The following is a 16768-nucleotide window of genomic DNA, read 5'->3' as shown; positions in this document are numbered from 1 at the left end:
GTTGCTATATAGTATTGTGTTCATAGCCATTGCTAAATAGCATAATTTATGACTGTTGCCATATAGTATTAACCGAAAGAGGGCAGTATGTTAGCATTAATCGTAGCCGTAGCACATAATCGTGTAATTGGTAAAGATAATACCTTGATTTGGCATTTGCCAAATGATTTGAAATTCTTTAAGGAAAAAACAACAGGCCATGTTATCATCATGGGCCGTAAGACCTTTGAAAGCTTACCGTTCTTGTTGCCAAATCGTGAGCATTGGGTAATTACTCGTGATAAAGGCTTTGATGCACCGGAAGGTGTTAAGATTTTCCATAGCCCTGAGGCGGCTGTTGAAGCAGCACGTGCTCTTGATGCGGCCTACGTTATTGGTGGTGCTCAAGTATACGAGGCTTTTCTACCTTACGTAGATACTATGTATATCACTGAAGTAGACCATGAATTTGACGGGGATGCATTTTTCCCTGAGTTCTCTGAGGATGCTTTCACCATCGAATCCGCTGTAGACGGTATTGAGGATGAAAAGAATCAATATCCTCATCGTTTTGTAACCTATCGCAGAAAGGCAGCTAAATGAGTGAAAGAATGTTTGCCCTTATCGGCAGTGAATTAAATGTTAAGCCAAAGCAGGTGCAAGCTGCGGTAGAATTATTGGACGAAGGCAATACGGTGCCATTTATTGCACGGTATCGTAAGGAGGTAACGGGCGAATTGCAAGATGAGCAATTGCGCACCATTGAAGAACGCATTAAATATTTGCGCAACTTGGAAACACGTCGCCAAGAAATCATTGCATCTATTACAGAGCAAGAAAAGATGACCGACGAGTTGATGAAGTCCTTAGAAGCGGCAACAAAGCTTCAAGAGTTAGAGGATTTGTATTTACCGTACCGTCCTAAGAAACGTACGCGTGCCATGATTGCCCGTGAACGTGGCTTGGAGCCGTTAGCGGAAATGATCCTTAACGATACAGTTATCTCTGGTGATTCGTTAGAGATCGCAAAAGAATACATAACAGAAGAGGTTCCTACGCCAGAGGATGCAATTCAAGGTGCTTCTGATATCGTAGCGGAAATCGTCAGCGATAGTGCAGACTTCCGGGCGTACTTGCGTAAGAAGATGTGGAATGAAGGCTTTATTCAAGCTGAATTGAGCGGTGAAGAGGAAGAACAACAACAATTCTTGCAATACGCTGAATATGCTGAGCCAGTTCGTCAAATGCCATCACATCGTATCTTGGCGGTAAATCGCGGTGAAAAATTAGGTGCTTTAAAACTAGCTCTAACTGTACCAGGTGACACCTATGTCGCTTATATGGTTCAAAAGTTAGAGAAAAATCCGAAGTCTATCTTTGCAGACTATAAAGCAGCCGCCGTAGCCGATGCGTACAAACGCCTTATTTTCCCAGCTTTAGAGCGTGAAATCCGCAATGAGTTGACGGAAAATGCCGATGAGCAAGCTATCAAGGTATTCGGTGTAAACCTTAAAAATCTATTGTTACAACCACCGTTGGCGGGACATGTTATCATGGGCCTTGATCCCGGTTACCGCACCGGTTGTAAGATGGCCATCATCGATCAACAAGGCAATGTGCTCGATTACGGTGCTTACTACTTAACAAATAGTGAAAAGCTTCGCAAGGAAGCTCAAAAGGTATTGACTGATAAGATTCGTAAATTTAAGGTGACGCTCTTGTCCATTGGTAATGGTACTGCATCCTACGAAACAGAGCAATTTGTATCTACTATGATTGAAGAGGAAAAATTAGATTGCCACTATATCATTACTAATGAAGCGGGCGCATCTGTGTACTCAGCATCTAAATTGGCTATCGATGAGTTACCAGATTTAGACGTTACCATTCGCGGTGCTGTATCGATTGCACGCCGTGTACAAGATCCATTGGCTGAATCTGTTAAAATCGATCCTAAATCTATCGGCGTAGGTCAATACCAACATGATGTAAATCAAAAACAATTGACACATACCTTAGACCAAGTAGTCGAAACTGTAGTAAACCACGTTGGGGTAGAGCTAAATACTGCATCTCCAGCTATCTTGCAACATGTTGCAGGCATTTCTAGTGCTGTGGCTAAAAATATTGTTGCATACCGTCAAGAGAATGGTGTGTTTAAAAGCCGTAAGGAATTGCTAAAAGTGCCTCGTTTAGGCCCTGCAGCCTTTACACAATGTGCTGGTTTCTTGCGCTTACAACACGGTAAAAATCCGTTAGATAATACATCTGTCCATCCAGAGTCTTATGAATTGGCAGAGCGCATCATTGGTGAGTTAGGCTTTACCTTAAAAGACTTACAAGATAAATCTCAATTAGAAGCATTGCAAGTAAAATTACCTCTTGTAGATGCCAATAAAATGGCTGCCAAGCTTGATGCGGGTGTACCGACAGTGCGCGATATCCTTGGAGCTCTTGCTAAACCAGGCCGTGACCCTCGTGAAGATTTACCGGCTCCATTGACTAGAAAACACGTAGTGAGCCTTGAAGATATCAAGGTAGGTACCGTTGTAAAAGGTACTGTTCATAACGTAGTTGATTTCGGAGCCTTTGTAGATTTTGGTCTAAAAACAAATGGTTTGTTGCATCGCAGTGAATTATGCAATAGTCGTCAACATCCATCCGATGTGCTTGCTGTAGGAGATATCATTGAAGCACAAATTATTTCTGTTGACGTAAAACGTAATCGTATCGGTTTGTCTGTAAAAGCATTGCAACCGGAAAAGCCGAAAAATAACGATAATAACTGTAATAGAAATAACAATGGTCAGCGTCGAAATAATGGTAACCGAAATAATAACCGTAATAATGGTGGACGTCAAAATGATAATCGCAATAATGGCTTTCGTAATAATGGGGATCGTCGAAACTGATAATTTTTTAGAAGGCTAGTTAATCTATATTAATAGATTTTAAATGAAAGTCATTCTTGACTAAAAGTCATTATACGAAAAACCGCACCCTCTATGGTTTTAGAGGGTGCAGTTTTTCTATATAGCTAAAAACTATGCATATTAATGCAGAACAGATATATCGAAAATAATATATATGATTGAAAAATTTAGATATAGGGAGTATGATGAAACCATAGAGGGGAAATTCCTAAATCATATTCCTAAAGAGGAGGTAATGCAATGAGCTTGAACCTTAAAGAAAGATATGGACTTTTAATTAATAATGAATGGGTAAAGGCATCTGACGGTGCTGAATTTAAAGTATATAACCCTGCTAATGGCGAACAACTTGCTATCTGTGCAGAGGCTACCAATAGTGATGTTGATAAAGCTGTAGAGGCTGCAACAGAAGCTTTCAAAACATGGAAACATGTATCTCAAGTAGAACGTGCTGATTATTTGTTAAAAATTGCGGATGCTATCGATGCGCATAAAGAACATTTGGCACAAGTTGAAACATACGACAATGGTAAACCTATCCGTGAAACATTGAACGTGGATATTCCACTTGGAGCGGACCATTTCCGTTACTTTGCAGGCGTGCTTCGCTCCGAAGAAGGTTCTGCACAAGTATTTGATGAAAATACATTGAGCCTTATCGTTCGCGAACCAATTGGCGTTGTAGGTCAAGTTGTGCCTTGGAACTTCCCATTCCTAATGGCAGCTTGGAAATTGGCACCAGCTCTTGCAGCAGGTTGTACAGTTGTTATCAAACCTTCTAGCCATACATCTCTTAGTCTTTTAGTATTAGGCGATATTTTGAAAGAAATCTTGCCACCAGGTGTTGTAAACATCATCACTGGTAAAGGCTCTAAATCTGGCCAATATATCCTTGATCATCCAGGTTTTAGCAAACTTGCTTTCACAGGCTCTACAGAGGTAGGTCTAGATGTATATAAAGCAGCATCTGAACGCTTGATTCCAGCGACATTGGAATTAGGTGGTAAATCTGCGAATATCTTCTTTGAAGATGTGAACTGGAAACAAGCTCTTGATGGGGCAATGCTCGGCATCCTCTTCAACCAAGGTCAAGTATGCTGTGCAGGTTCCCGTATCTTCGTACAAGATACAATTTACGATAAATTCGTAGCTGAACTAGCTGCACTATTTGATAAGGTGAAAGTTGGTTTGCCTTGGGATCCATCTACTCAACTTGGTTCCTTAATCTACGAAGATCAAGTTAATAAAGTACTTAGCTATGTAGACCTTGCAAAAGAAGAAGGTGCTCGTGTTGTAGCTGGTGGTGTGCGTGTTACTGATGGCGAACTTGGCAAAGGTTGCTTCATAAGACCTACACTTATCGCAGATGCTACAAATGATATGCGCGTAGCTCGCGAAGAAATCTTCGGTCCTGTGGCTGTTGTTATCAAATTCCACAGCGAAGAAGAAGTTATCGAACAAGCAAATGACAGCTTATACGGTCTTGGCGGTGGCGTATTCACTCAAAACATCAACCGTGCTATCCGCGTAGCTCGCGGTATTGAAACAGGTCGTATGTGGGTAAATACATATAACTCCATCCCTGCAGGCGCTCCGTTTGGTGGCTACAAACAATCCGGTATTGGTCGTGAGACTCACAAAGTTATCCTTGAGCACTACACTCAAATGAAAAATATCATCGTAAACTTGAGCGATAAACCATCTGGTTTCTACGATTTAGATTAATCATATACAATTCTCCAATAAACCATAACAAAGAGGCATCTCGAATGAGGTGCTTTTTTTGTACTGAATAATAGTCTATTATATGTAAAAGTATACGATATGCTATAATTGTAGCCATACGAAAATGTATTGTTATGAGAGGACAATATAAACCATGATTCATTTAGATTATCTATTAATTATAGGAATATCACTTAGTGTTTTACTTTTTCTTTTGGTTGGAGTATTTTACTATAGTAAATCTAAACTTTTAAAGGGACTAAATATTTGGTTCTTAATAATACTTAGCGTCCTGTTGAGTTATTTATTATATCCCTTATATGAACTGACAGATTATAGAGAAGAATTTACCTCAATAGTTATTATTGCTGCGATAATTATTAAAATAATTATCAATTTATCTATATTTATGATCGTTGATAAAATAAGAACGAAATGGATTTCTAAATTACTATTAATTATATGGGTTGTTCTTGTTGAATGCTTGTATACTCCTATTAATTTATCCTATATTGTTTTGCTATGTGTATCAGGTGGAATCGTTTTAATGGAACGTTTTTGGACGAGAAGAAAACAGATTTAATTTAGATTCAAAATAACTCTTATAGCGCTCACTTTCAAAATATGATATACTATCTAAATGCGCATAGTTCGTGCGCGATAGGAGGAAACACATTTAGATGTTAGAAAAATTTGAACAATTAATGATTAGCGAACCTGTTCTAAGAGCGTTAAACGATATGGGCTTTGAAGAGCCTACGCCAATTCAACAGGAAGCTATCCCAGTAGCCATGAGCGGTAAGGACATGATCGGTCAAGCTCAAACAGGTACTGGTAAGACAGCAGCATTTGGCTTGCCTGTATTGGAACGCGTAGACGGGAATGAGCGTCACGTTCAAGTAGTTATTTTATCCCCTACACGAGAATTAGCTATTCAAGTAGCTGAAGAGCTTAACAAAATGGCTCAGTACACGAATATCACGGCACTACCTATTTATGGTGGTCAAGATATTAATCGTCAGTTCCGTGCCTTGAAAAAGAACCCTCAAATCATCGTTGCTACTCCAGGCCGATTGATGGACCATATGGATCGTGGTTCTATCCATTTTGATCATGTGAAAGTCGTGGTATTGGACGAAGCCGACGAAATGTTAAATATGGGCTTTGTTGATGATATCAATAAAATTTTAGGGGCTATCCCAGAAGACCATCAAACTTTGTTGTTCTCCGCAACTATGCCTAAAGCTATCCAACAATTAGCTGAAACATATTTGACAGAGCCAACATTGATTCGCATGAAACCGACTCAAGTTACAATGGACTTGATTGAACAATATTATATCGAAGTGCAAGACCGTCAAAAATTTGATGTTCTTTGCCGTTTGTTTGATATCCAAACACCTGAACTTGCTATTATCTTCACACGTACGAAACGCCGTGTTGATGAAGTAACAGAAGGTCTTAAGAAACGTGGTTACATGGCGGAAGGCATTCATGGCGATTTGTCTCAACAAAAACGGGACAGTGTAATTCGTCAATTCCGCGAAGGTACCATCGATATTCTCGTGGCTACTGATGTGGCAGCTCGTGGTCTTGATATTTCTGGCGTATCTCACGTATATAACTATGATATGCCTCAAGATCCTGAAAGCTACACACACCGCGTAGGTCGTACAGGCCGTGCTGGTAAAGCTGGTCAAGCTTTCACGTTCGTTATTCCTCGTGAAATGGAGCATTTACATGCTATCGAGCGTTTAACGAAACGTAAAATCGCACGCCGTCGTGCACCTTCCTTAGGCGAAGTTCTCGAAGGTCAACAACGTTTGGCAATTGAAAGCCTCGTTGAAATGACAGATAATTTAGAAGCGTTAGCGCCATTTAAAACAAGTGCTGAGGAATTGTTGAATGATACAGATTCCGTAACATTGTTGGCAGCAGCTCTTAAATTGTTAACAAAAGAGCCAGATACTACACCTGTAATTATTACAGAAGAAAAACCATTGCGCGTACGCCGTCGTCGTGACAGTGGTCGTGGTGATCGTCGTCGCCGTGATGGTGACCGTCGTCGTGAAGACCGCCCACGTCGCAGTCGAGATGATCGTAGAAGTGATCGTCGCAACGACCGTAAAGGTGACCGCCGCAGAGATGATCGTAAATCTGATCGTCCACGTGGTGAGAAAAAAATTCGTCATCAAGGTGAAGGTTTCAAGCCTTACTTTAAAGACTAATAAGATGTGGATTGCTTTTGGCAATCCACATCTTTTATTACTTAATAGCTAATACTATTTATCTTGATAAGTATTGAGAATTTTGGTATAATAAATAATAATTATTTCTTGTAAACGGCCGATAATGGCCTATGCCTAATAGATTTCCAAGTGGAGAAAGGTAGATTATTATGGATATCGCACAAATTTTGCGTAGCCAGGGGTTTAAAGTAACCCCACAACGTATTGCGATTTATGATGCATTGCGTGGTCATCATGATCATCCAACGGCAGAAATGTTGTATCATACGTTGCGCCCAGAACATCCAAGCATGAGCTTGGCTACAGTGTACAAGACGATGGAGATTTTTGAAAAAATCGGTCTTGTTAAAATTTTAGAAGTTGGTGATGAGCGCGCTCATTACGATTGGGATACACAAGCTCATTCCCATATCCGTTGCATTCGTTGCAATAAGGTAGAGGATATGATGGGCATTGATTTGAAAGCTATCAAAACGATTGCTGATCAAGGTAGCGAATATCAAATCACAGGTCAACATATTACCTTCGAAGGTGTTTGCCCTGAGTGCGCAAAAAAAGAAAGTCATTAATAGATAACCCCTGTTGTTGAAGGGCTCCTTCACGGCAGGGGTTATATTAGTTATTGTATATCTTGTATCTTATATCTTATATCTATTAGTGTTATAGAATAGCTATAAATAGATATAAGCATAATACAATAGATATTAGATTTAAGCATTTTCTAATTATAAAATTGTAGAAATCGTATAATCATATATAAAGGAGTATTATGTTTGTAATAGGCAGTCACTTATCAATTAGCAAAGGTTATTTACATATGGGCAAGGAAGCTACTAAAATTGGGGGCAATACCTTCCAATACTTTACGCGTAACCCTCGTGGAGGGGGCATGCGAGCTCTCGATGTTGAGGATATGAATAATCTTAGTGCATATATGAAAGAGCACAACTTTGGCACCTTGTTAGCACATGCACCGTATACCTATAACCCATGTGCAGCCAAAGAGGATTTACGCGCTTTTGCGAAGCAGTCTATGATGGAAGATTTAGAGCGTATGGAGTATTTGCCAGGTCAAATGTATAACTTTCACCCAGGTAGCCATGTGAAGCAAGGTGTAGATCAAGGTATTGAATACATTGTAGAGTGCTTGAATGAAATCTTATTTCCAGGTATGAAGACAACAGTCCTCTTGGAAGTAATGGCTGGTAAAGGTACAGAAATTGGTTCCCGTTTTGAAGAGATTGCGCGCATTATCGATGGTGTAAAGCTAAAAGAGTACATGGGTGTGTGCGTTGATACTTGCCACATTCACGAAGGTGGTTATGATATCGTAAACAATCTTGATGGCGTTATTGACGAATTTGATCGAATTGTAGGTCTTGATCGCTTGAAAGCCATTCATTTAAATGACTCTAAAAATCCTATAGGTGCCCATAAAGATCGTCATGAAAAAATTGGGGAAGGACATATTGGAATAGATGCGATAGCCCGCATTGTAACACATCCTAAATTGACGAACCTGCCATTCTACTTGGAAACGCCAAATGAATTAGACGGATACGCAAAAGAAATTGCTATGTTGCGCTCTATCGTAGAGAATAAATAATTAAATCACAGATGTTAATTTAGTTATATAATAAATATGTAGAATACTTGATGCTATACTTGTTATTGAAAACATATAAAATTATTAAAGCTATTAAAGTTATAAAAGCTATATAACGTTATTGAAGTCCCATAAAGTTATGGGACTGAGCGTTTGTTTTTGCATTTGAATACATACATTGTGTAAGGTGTAGGAAGAACTGGAAAGGGGGGACGAAATGCGTTTTTTACATACTGCCGATTGGCATTTAGGGCGTATTTTTTATGGCCAGTACTTAACAGAAGACCAAGCTCATGTGTTGGAACATCAGTTTTTTACTATTTTGAAAGATGAAAATATCGATGGCATATTGCTCGCAGGGGATATTTTTGATAGAGCGGTGCCACCTATTGAAGCTATCGAACTGTGGGACTCCATAATTACTCGTCTCGCTATGGACTACAAAGTGCCTCTTTTTGTGGTGAGCGGTAATCACGATGGGGCGGAACGTCTTGAAGTGGGGCGCTCCATGTTGGGACAATCGGGTATTCATATTTGGGGCTCTCCTCATTACGCTTTAAAACCTTTTGAATTTGAAGGGACAGATGGCACGGTGGCAATTTGTCCAATGCCTTTTAGTGAACCTCGGCGCATAGGGGAGGCTTTGGGCTTAAGTTCTGCTAATACTGCTTCAGCAACTGTTCAAAATCTGGAGAGTGTAGAAACTAAGACTAAAGCAAAGTCAAAATGGTCTAAATCAAAGAAGTCATTTCAAGATGTTATAGAAGGCTCTTTATTTGCTGATGTAGATTCTACTAATACAGAAACTACCAATATTGAAATTGCTGACATAGTAACACCGTGTTATGAACAAAATTGCGAAAGCGCTTTGAATCTGCACAATTATGACCAAATGTATCAGGCTTGGAGCGACTACTTGTATAAACAAGTGCCTAAGGGGATGCGCAGTATCGCCATTAGCCATGCTTTTGTTATGGGTGGTGAAGTAGGGGGCTCAGAGCGTACCTTGTCTGTAGGTGGCAGTGAACAGGTAAATCCTCAAGTCTTTAAAGACTTTCACTATACTGCCTTGGGACATTTACATGGACCTCAACGAATGGGTGCTGATTATATTCGCTATAGTGGCTCTCCATTAAAATACTCCTTTGATGAACATACACAGAAGAAATCTTTCACCATCATTGATTTGGATACAAAGGGGAGCGTAGATATTAGCATGATTCCTGTAGAGGCGAAGCGAGATGTAGTCATTTTGGAAGGATATTTTGAAGACCTGTTAAATGATAAAGTATTACAGGCTAAACATAGGGATGACTATGTGCAAGCTCGTTTACTTGATACGATGCCGATTATGGATGGAATGGCTAAATTGCGCCAGGTTTATCATCGTTGTATGACCATTAATCTAGTTGGTCGCGTGGCAGGACCAATAGCAGAGATGGGCGATGCGGTTTTTAAAGAATTAAATGAGCGTCAATTATTTAATCATTTTGCTGAAACTGTGTGGAAGGAACCTTTAACAGAGCAAGAACAGCAATATATCAACTCTGTATGGGAACGAATTCTTAAGGAGGACTAAATGAAGCCTATATCATTAACTATAGAAGCCTTTGGTCCGTATCGTGATTCGGTCACATTGGACTTTAACGAGCTCCAAGACCATTCCATGTTTCTCATCGCTGGTCCTACAGGGGCAGGGAAAACATCAATCTTAGATGCCATGGTGTATGCCTTGTATGGTGAGCCGAGTGGGGAAGTACGTAAAACAGATGCTATTCGCAGTGACTTTGCAGAACCTCATCGCATGACTCGTGTTGATTTTTCCTTTGCTATTGGCGATGCACAATATCGTGTTGAACGGTTACCGAAACAGATGGTAGCAAAGAAACGCGGTACAGGGATGCGTGAGCAGAATGCTAGCGCTACTGTATATGAAAAGAAAGATGGTGAGTGGAAGGTTATTGCTACCTCGGCTGCCGCTATTCGCGATACCATTCAGCAAATTATAGGCTTTCGCAAGGATCAGTTCTTACAAGTTGTGTTATTACCTCAAGGGGAATTCCGAAAGTTGCTAGTTGCCTCTACGAGTGAACGTGAGGAATTACTGCATACACTCTTTAGAACGGAACTATATCGGAAATTACAAGAAGCACTCAAGACTGCCTATGATGAAGCAAAGGCAGGTATTGAAGAAAAGCTAACAAAGCAAACTGCCTTCATACAGTCCATCCCTCATGATGGAGCAACTCCAATGGTAACCATTGAGCATGTGCGTGAGTTACTAGCAAATCGGGGCTCACATCGAGACGCTCTTGCTATAGAACGAGATGAGGCAGTAACCGCGGTAGAACAGTTTAATGTGCTTCGAAGTCAATGGTCTTTATATAATCAGGCTCAACAATCTCTTACTGAGGCTACTTCGAAACTTGACTTGGTGAAAACAAGGGAAACTGAGCGCGTAAACCTAAGCGAAAAGGTTCAGTTCCTCAACTCTTTGGCACCAACGCATGAATTCTATAAACAATATATTGAGAAACAGGCTGTATTAAAAACTTTAGAACAGGCTCTTTCAGATGCAGAAGAACGTGTGAAACTGGCAACTCAACATGAGGCTAAATGTTTAGAGGTTTACAGTGGTTTAGAAGGTCAAGCTGAAAGTATACAAGCTAAGAGAACTACCTTAGCTCAATTTCAACAACAAGCGGAGAAGTTTGATGAGTTAGATGTATTGAAAAAGGAATTCTCCACATTACATAGTAGTTTAGAAGAATTAGACAGTAAAAAAAGCGAAGATGCATTAGTAAAACAACGGGAGCTTGTAAAAACGTTAGAAGCTGATTTAGAAGCTTTGCGTAAACAGTTACAAGATAATAATAAATTCTTAGAAGATACTCCTATTATTCAAGAACAACTAAATGATTTGCATAGATATTCTGAATTACTAGAAGAAATTAGTAAGGTACAAAAAGAAATCGATGATAAAAGCAAAATGTTAGCGTCTTTAGATGAAACAGTGCAGGTTGCAAAGGTACATCTTGAACGATTAGAGCATCTAATGCAAGAAGGGCGCGCCTTTGAGCTAGTTCATTTAGTTGTAGATAATGAGCCTTGTCCGGTCTGTGGCTCTACAGATCATCCACAGTTAGCGGCGAAGCCAGAGATTTATCCAACTAAGGATGAAATTGAAAAGGCTCGTACAGCTCGTGACGTAGCACTGCAAAAGCAAGCTAGCGAAGTGGGACAACAGAAAACCTTACTTACTCGTCTTGGTGAGTTAACTAAGCAAGTAGACGCGCAAGTTTCTACGCTAAAGTTATCTATGGATGATTTTTCTGAGAAAAACTTTGCATCTGTTCAACAAGATTTGTTGGCTAAAATGGAGCAACTCACTGCTTTACGTGGTAAGTCTGAATTGTTAAGTAAAACTATAGCTGACAAGGAGCATAATTTAAAAGTAGCTCGAGATAAGCTAGCAACTTTAGAGATTGCCCATAATGAATTACTTAAAAATCTACACGACCTAGAGATTCGTATTAGCTCAGTACAAGCTAATATTGATGCTCTATCTAAAACCTTACCAACCACGGATATAGTTGCATGGCAAAAACAGCTAGAGTCATTGGATAGTGATATTACGGCCTACGATGAGCAGGTGAAAGTTGGTAAAACTAATTTAGATGCTGCTCGAGAACAGTTGAATGCCAAACGCGGACGCTTAGAAACTTTGTCCTCTCAAGTAAAAGAAGAAACAAAAAATCTCAATTTGATGTATAAGAACTATACAAAGTCATTACAAGCCATTTCTTTAGCAGAGGATGATTTTGTAGAGGCTTTACGTGATATTAAAGAGATAGAAAACTATAGAACACAGCTGCATGCTTTGGATGAAGACTTTAATAAAGCACAAGCTGTATATGATGCGGCGTTAAAGGCATCAGAAACTGTGGTTAAGCCAAGTGATACTGTTTCTGATGAAATCTATACTACAGCAGTAGAACATCGAGATACGCTAGTAGGTAATCTAGTGGCATGGGATAAAGAAACAAAGCATATCGAAACTACGCTCATCTCATTAGAAGCACTTGAAGCTGCTATGGGCGAGGCTCGGGAAAAGGTGAAGTTCTTAAGTCGATTAAATGATCTCGCTAATGGAGGGGAGCAAGGCTTTAAAAATGTTACCTTTGAGCGTTATGTATTGGGGGCTATCTTAGATGAGGTCGTATATGCAGCCAATTTACGACTTCAGAAGATGAGTCGCAACAGATATTCCTTGGAAAGATCTGACTATACAGGTGGTGGTCGTGGCAAGCAAGGCCTTGATTTGGCAGTTATGGATGCTTTCACGGGGCAATCTAGACCTGCAAATACCTTATCGGGTGGCGAAACATTTCTGGCCTCTATGGCGCTTGCCTTGGGATTAGCGGATGTTATTCAGAGTTATGCTGGTGGTATCCATATGGATACGATGTTCATCGATGAAGGCTTCGGCACACTCGACCCAGATACATTGGAACTAGCTATGGAAACATTGGTACAATTGCAATCTTCTGGGCGCCTTATCGGTATGATTTCCCATGTGCCTGAGTTAAAATCGCGTATACCTGCTCATTTAGAAGTTATTCGAGGAGATGACGGTAGTACGGCAAAATTTGTCATTAACTAGATATCATTAACTAGATATAGATTTGCTAAATGTGTTACTATTAAAAGAGGAGAATTCCTACAAAAACATCCTGTATTTACGAAGGAGGTTCTATGAAGTTTTCGTTCGCGCATAACAATATAAATGTTAAAGATCTTGATAAAAGTCTAGCCTTCTATAAAGAAGCATTATTGCTCGAGGAGTCTCGTCGTTTGGAAGACCCAAGCGGTGCTTTCACTCTCGTGTATTTAAAAAGTCCTTATACAGCACATGAATTAGAACTTACATGGTTGCACGATTGGGATCGTCCTTATAATTTAGGCGACAATGAATTCCATTTAGCGTTTTACGTAGATGACTATGAAGCAGCTCTTAAGAAACATAAAGAGATGGGCGTTGTAGCTTACGAAAATGCTGATATGGGTATTTATTTCATTGCAGATCCAGATGGATATTGGACTGAAATCATTCCGTCAGGTAAATATTAATGGAATATATGTTAACCCGTTTAGAGTGGTTGGTTGGTTCTAATAAAATCCAAACATTAAAGGACACGTCTATCGCGCTCTTTGGTGTCGGTGGCGTAGGTGGTGGTGCCCTTGAGGCGTTAGTGCGAGCTGGTGTGGGGCGCATCGTCATTATCGATGGTGATTCCATAGCGTCTAGCAATTTGAACCGTCAAATGATTACGACTCATGATTCGATTGGAGCACGTAAGGTAGAGGTAGCAAAGGCGCGAGCTCTTTCCATTAATCCTGATGTGGTGATAGAAACTCATGATATTATGTATACTGAGGAACATTACCCTGGATTTATTCAAAGCTTGAATGTTGATTATGTAATCGATGCTATTGATATGGTAACGGCTAAACTTAATCTCATTGAGATTTGTCAACGTGAAAGCATCCCTGTTATTTCTTGTATGGGCGGTGGTAATCGCTTTTACCCAGAAAAGTTTATGATTGCTGATATCAATAAGTCTCATACATGTCCTTTGGCACGCGTTATGCGTAGGGAACTTAAAAAACGGGGTATTAAAAAACAATTAGTTTTATTTTCTACAGAAAAACCGACAAAGCCACAGTTCCGCGGCGAAGCGACAAGTCCTGGGACATGTAGTTTTGTGCCCTCAGTGGCCGGTTTTATATTAGCAGCACATGTGTTGCGTACAATTTTGGAGGTACCTGAACAATGAAACAAGCAAAAATTCATATGGCTGACGGCGGCGATATCGTAATTGAATTATTCGAAAAAGAAGCACCTGGAACAGTGCAAAACTTTGTAGACTTAATTAATAAAGGCTTTTACAATGGTCTTCGTTTCCACCGTGTAATCCCTGGTTTCGTAGCACAAGGTGGCTGCCCTAATGGTAATGGTACAGGCGGCCCTGGCTATACAATTAAAGACGAACTAGTTGGCAATCCTCATAAACATGAGCGTGGTGCCTTGTCTATGGCTCACCGTGGGCCTAATACTGGGGGCAGTCAATTCTTTATCGTATACGAACCACAACCTCATTTAGATGGTGTGCATACAGTATTTGGTAAAGTAATCGAAGGTATGGACGTAGTTGATGGTATCCACCAAGGTGCTATCATGGAAACTGTTGAAGTAATCGAAGGTTAATCTCATGAATGATGTATCTATTAAACATCCGGAATGGTTATATATCGATGTAAATGGTGAAACATCACATGGTTACGACCAAGAGTGGTTCGCTGACGAGTGGCAACGCTTGTCTGGTTGTGGGCCTACAACGGCATCACAAGTATTGGGCTATTCAAAATTTAGGGATGGCTTATTAGATCTAGATACTACATCCAATCATACTCTAGCATTAGAACGGATGAACTTAGTTTGGAAATACGTAAAACCACGCTTTGGTGGTGGTGTTTATAAAACTCAATGGATGGAACGCGGCCTTGTTCGCTTACTAGAGGACGAAGGCTTGCCTTATGATGTACATATGTTGAATGTATCCCCTTTCTGCGCATCTCGCGTAGAGGTGGAGGCTGCAGCTCAATTTATTCATGATGCCTTGGCACAAGATGTGCCTGTGGCATTTTTGAATCGTCATAAAGGAAAAGAAAAGGCTCTCTATACATGGCATTGGGTTCCGATTCACAAGATGTTTAAGGACGGTGATGATATTCGCTGTGGCATCTTTGATGAAGGTGAAATTCGCGATTTCTCTTTAGTGAATTGGATGAAAGATACCATTTTAGGTGGTGGCTTCTGTTACATTAGCCGTAAAGAGTAAGTAACAGAGCAATTAAAGTAATATACATACGCATCGCAGTGATTTGCGGTGCGTATTGTAGTATAAATAGTAGGAGGTACTACATGAGTCAATGGGTTACTGAGGAACAAACACCTCATTTGCGTCTAAGCGCTGAAGCGGAAGAAGTGCTTTACTCTGGGGAATCTGAGTTTCAAAAAATTGAAGTTTTTAAATCAAAAGAGTATGGTATGATGCTCGCTTTAGATGGCGTATTCCAAACATCTGAGCGTGAAGAGTTTATCTATCATGAAATGATGAGCCATATCCCTTTGTTCTTACATCCTAATCCTGAGCGCGTCTTGATTATCGGTGGTGGTGATGGTGGCGTAGCTAGAGAATGCGTACGTCATGACTGCGTAAAAGAAGTAACGATGGTTGAAATTGATGGTAAAGTTGTGGAGCTAGCAAAACAATACTTACCAACTATCGCTAAGGCTATGATAGAAAACCATCCTAAATTGACTGTAAAAATCGGTGATGGTATTGGCTTTATGGCTGAGGCGGAAGATTATTATGATGTTATTATTGTAGACTGTTCTGATCCGATCGGTCCTGGTGAAGGTTTATTTACAGAAGAATTCTATAAGAATACATTAAAAGCTTTGAAAGCTGATGGTTTGTTTGTACAACAAACAGAGTCTCCGATGTTACATCAACCATTAGTGGAAAAAGTGTTTGGTTACGTCAATAGTCATTTTCCAATTGCTCGCTTATATACTGCTTTCATTCCAATCTATCCTGCAGGGATGCATTGTTTCACATTGGGTTCCAAAACATTTGATCCATTAACATGGACTTCAAATCGTGAACAAAACTTTGAAACTAAGTACTATAATGCAGACATTCAAAAAGCTGCTTTTGCATTGCCAAATTTTGTAAAAAATTATTTGCCAAGTAAGTAAATAATATGTATAATGGGGAAGCGCTGTTTGTGAAATGAAAGTTTTTGATAGTGCTTCCTTATTTATATGAGGATTAAAGGGCTTATATTAGAGATGACACAATTAAAAGTTTCGTTTGTAAAAATTAATGAAATTGAGAAAAAGGTGTTGACACAAATCTCTAGAAAAGATATAATTCTCTTTGTTACGAAGACAATGTCTTCGATACCTACAAGGTGGTGGGTATGGTGAAGCGGTTAACACGGCGGATTGTGGCTCCGTTACGCGTGGGTTCGATCCCCACTACTCACCCCATAACCTACACATCGTAATCACTGTAGGGGTGTCGCCAAGTGGTAAGGCAACGGACTTTGACTCCGTTATGCGCTGGTTCGATCCCAGCCACCCCTGCCAACATGACTCACTAGCTCAGTTGGCAGAGCACCTGACTTTTAATCAGGGTGTCCCGCGT

13 protein-coding genes and 2 tRNA genes are annotated in these 16768 nt (G+C 40.1%); all 15 read left to right on the top strand.

The window, feature by feature from the left end; translation table 11 throughout:
• The first annotated feature begins 87 nt into the window (after nucleotides 1-87).
• The 15 genes from Q0507_RS06775 (at nucleotide 88) to Q0507_RS06705 (ending at nucleotide 16710) form a co-directional block, all read left to right on the top strand.
• Nucleotides 88-582: a dihydrofolate reductase gene (locus Q0507_RS06775; protein ID WP_298714228.1), complete on the top strand. Its 495-nt coding sequence runs from the start codon at nucleotides 88-90 to the stop codon at nucleotides 580-582.
• Nucleotides 579-2891, top strand: a complete 2313-nt coding sequence (locus Q0507_RS06770) for a Tex family protein (protein ID WP_298714225.1) — start codon at nucleotides 579-581, stop codon at nucleotides 2889-2891. Before Q0507_RS06775 ends, Q0507_RS06770 begins: the two co-directional genes overlap by 4 nt.
• 261 nt (nucleotides 2892-3152) lie before the next feature.
• Nucleotides 3153-4637 carry an aldehyde dehydrogenase family protein gene (locus Q0507_RS06765; protein WP_298714221.1) on the top strand — a complete coding sequence of 495 codons (1485 nt, stop codon included), beginning with the start codon at nucleotides 3153-3155 and terminating at the stop codon, nucleotides 4635-4637.
• Between the two features lie 680 nt (nucleotides 4638-5317).
• Nucleotides 5318-6865 (top strand): DEAD/DEAH box helicase, encoded by a 1548-nt coding sequence (locus tag Q0507_RS06760; RefSeq protein ID WP_298714217.1) that lies wholly within the window; start codon nucleotides 5318-5320, stop codon nucleotides 6863-6865.
• Nucleotides 6866-7035: 170 nt separating this feature from the next.
• Nucleotides 7036-7455: a Fur family transcriptional regulator gene (locus tag Q0507_RS06755; RefSeq protein WP_004695325.1), complete on the top strand. Its 420-nt coding sequence runs from the start codon at nucleotides 7036-7038 to the stop codon at nucleotides 7453-7455.
• Between the two features lie 200 nt (nucleotides 7456-7655).
• Nucleotides 7656-8492, top strand: a complete 837-nt coding sequence (locus Q0507_RS06750; RefSeq protein WP_298714214.1) for a deoxyribonuclease IV — start codon at nucleotides 7656-7658, stop codon at nucleotides 8490-8492.
• Between the two features lie 217 nt (nucleotides 8493-8709).
• Nucleotides 8710-10071 (top strand): exonuclease SbcCD subunit D, encoded by a 1362-nt coding sequence (locus Q0507_RS06745; protein ID WP_298714212.1) that lies wholly within the window; start codon nucleotides 8710-8712, stop codon nucleotides 10069-10071.
• Nucleotides 10072-13155 carry an SMC family ATPase gene (locus Q0507_RS06740; RefSeq protein ID WP_298714209.1) on the top strand — a complete coding sequence of 1028 codons (3084 nt, stop codon included), beginning with the start codon at nucleotides 10072-10074 and terminating at the stop codon, nucleotides 13153-13155.
• 92 nt (nucleotides 13156-13247) lie between these two features.
• Nucleotides 13248-13622: a VOC family protein gene (locus Q0507_RS06735; protein ID WP_298714206.1), complete on the top strand. Its 375-nt coding sequence runs from the start codon at nucleotides 13248-13250 to the stop codon at nucleotides 13620-13622.
• Nucleotides 13622-14329 (top strand): tRNA threonylcarbamoyladenosine dehydratase, encoded by a 708-nt coding sequence (locus tag Q0507_RS06730; protein ID WP_298714205.1) that lies wholly within the window; start codon nucleotides 13622-13624, stop codon nucleotides 14327-14329. The genes Q0507_RS06735 and Q0507_RS06730 overlap by 1 nt, the downstream gene beginning before the upstream one ends.
• Nucleotides 14326-14760: a peptidylprolyl isomerase gene (locus Q0507_RS06725; RefSeq protein WP_298714202.1), complete on the top strand. Its 435-nt coding sequence runs from the start codon at nucleotides 14326-14328 to the stop codon at nucleotides 14758-14760. The genes Q0507_RS06730 and Q0507_RS06725 overlap by 4 nt, the downstream gene beginning before the upstream one ends.
• 4 nt (nucleotides 14761-14764) lie before the next feature.
• On the top strand, nucleotides 14765-15394 hold the full coding sequence (locus Q0507_RS06720; RefSeq protein WP_298714199.1) for a hypothetical protein: 630 nt from the start codon (nucleotides 14765-14767) through the stop codon (nucleotides 15392-15394).
• 83 nt (nucleotides 15395-15477) lie between these two features.
• Nucleotides 15478-16317, top strand: coding sequence for a polyamine aminopropyltransferase (gene speE / locus Q0507_RS06715; protein WP_298714196.1), 840 nt, complete (start codon nucleotides 15478-15480; stop codon nucleotides 16315-16317).
• A gap of 218 nt (nucleotides 16318-16535) precedes the next feature.
• Nucleotides 16536-16611 (top strand) — tRNA-His (locus Q0507_RS06710).
• A gap of 24 nt (nucleotides 16612-16635) precedes the next feature.
• Nucleotides 16636-16710 (top strand) — tRNA-Gln (locus Q0507_RS06705).
• Nucleotides 16711-16768 lie beyond the last annotated feature (58 nt).

Origin of the sequence: uncultured Veillonella sp., from assembly GCF_938010505.1 — a bacterium.
Classification (GTDB): Bacteria; Bacillota; Negativicutes; order Veillonellales; family Veillonellaceae; genus Veillonella.
The sequence above is the reverse complement of the archived record's forward strand: the minus strand, read 5'-3'. Positions and strand labels throughout refer to the sequence as shown.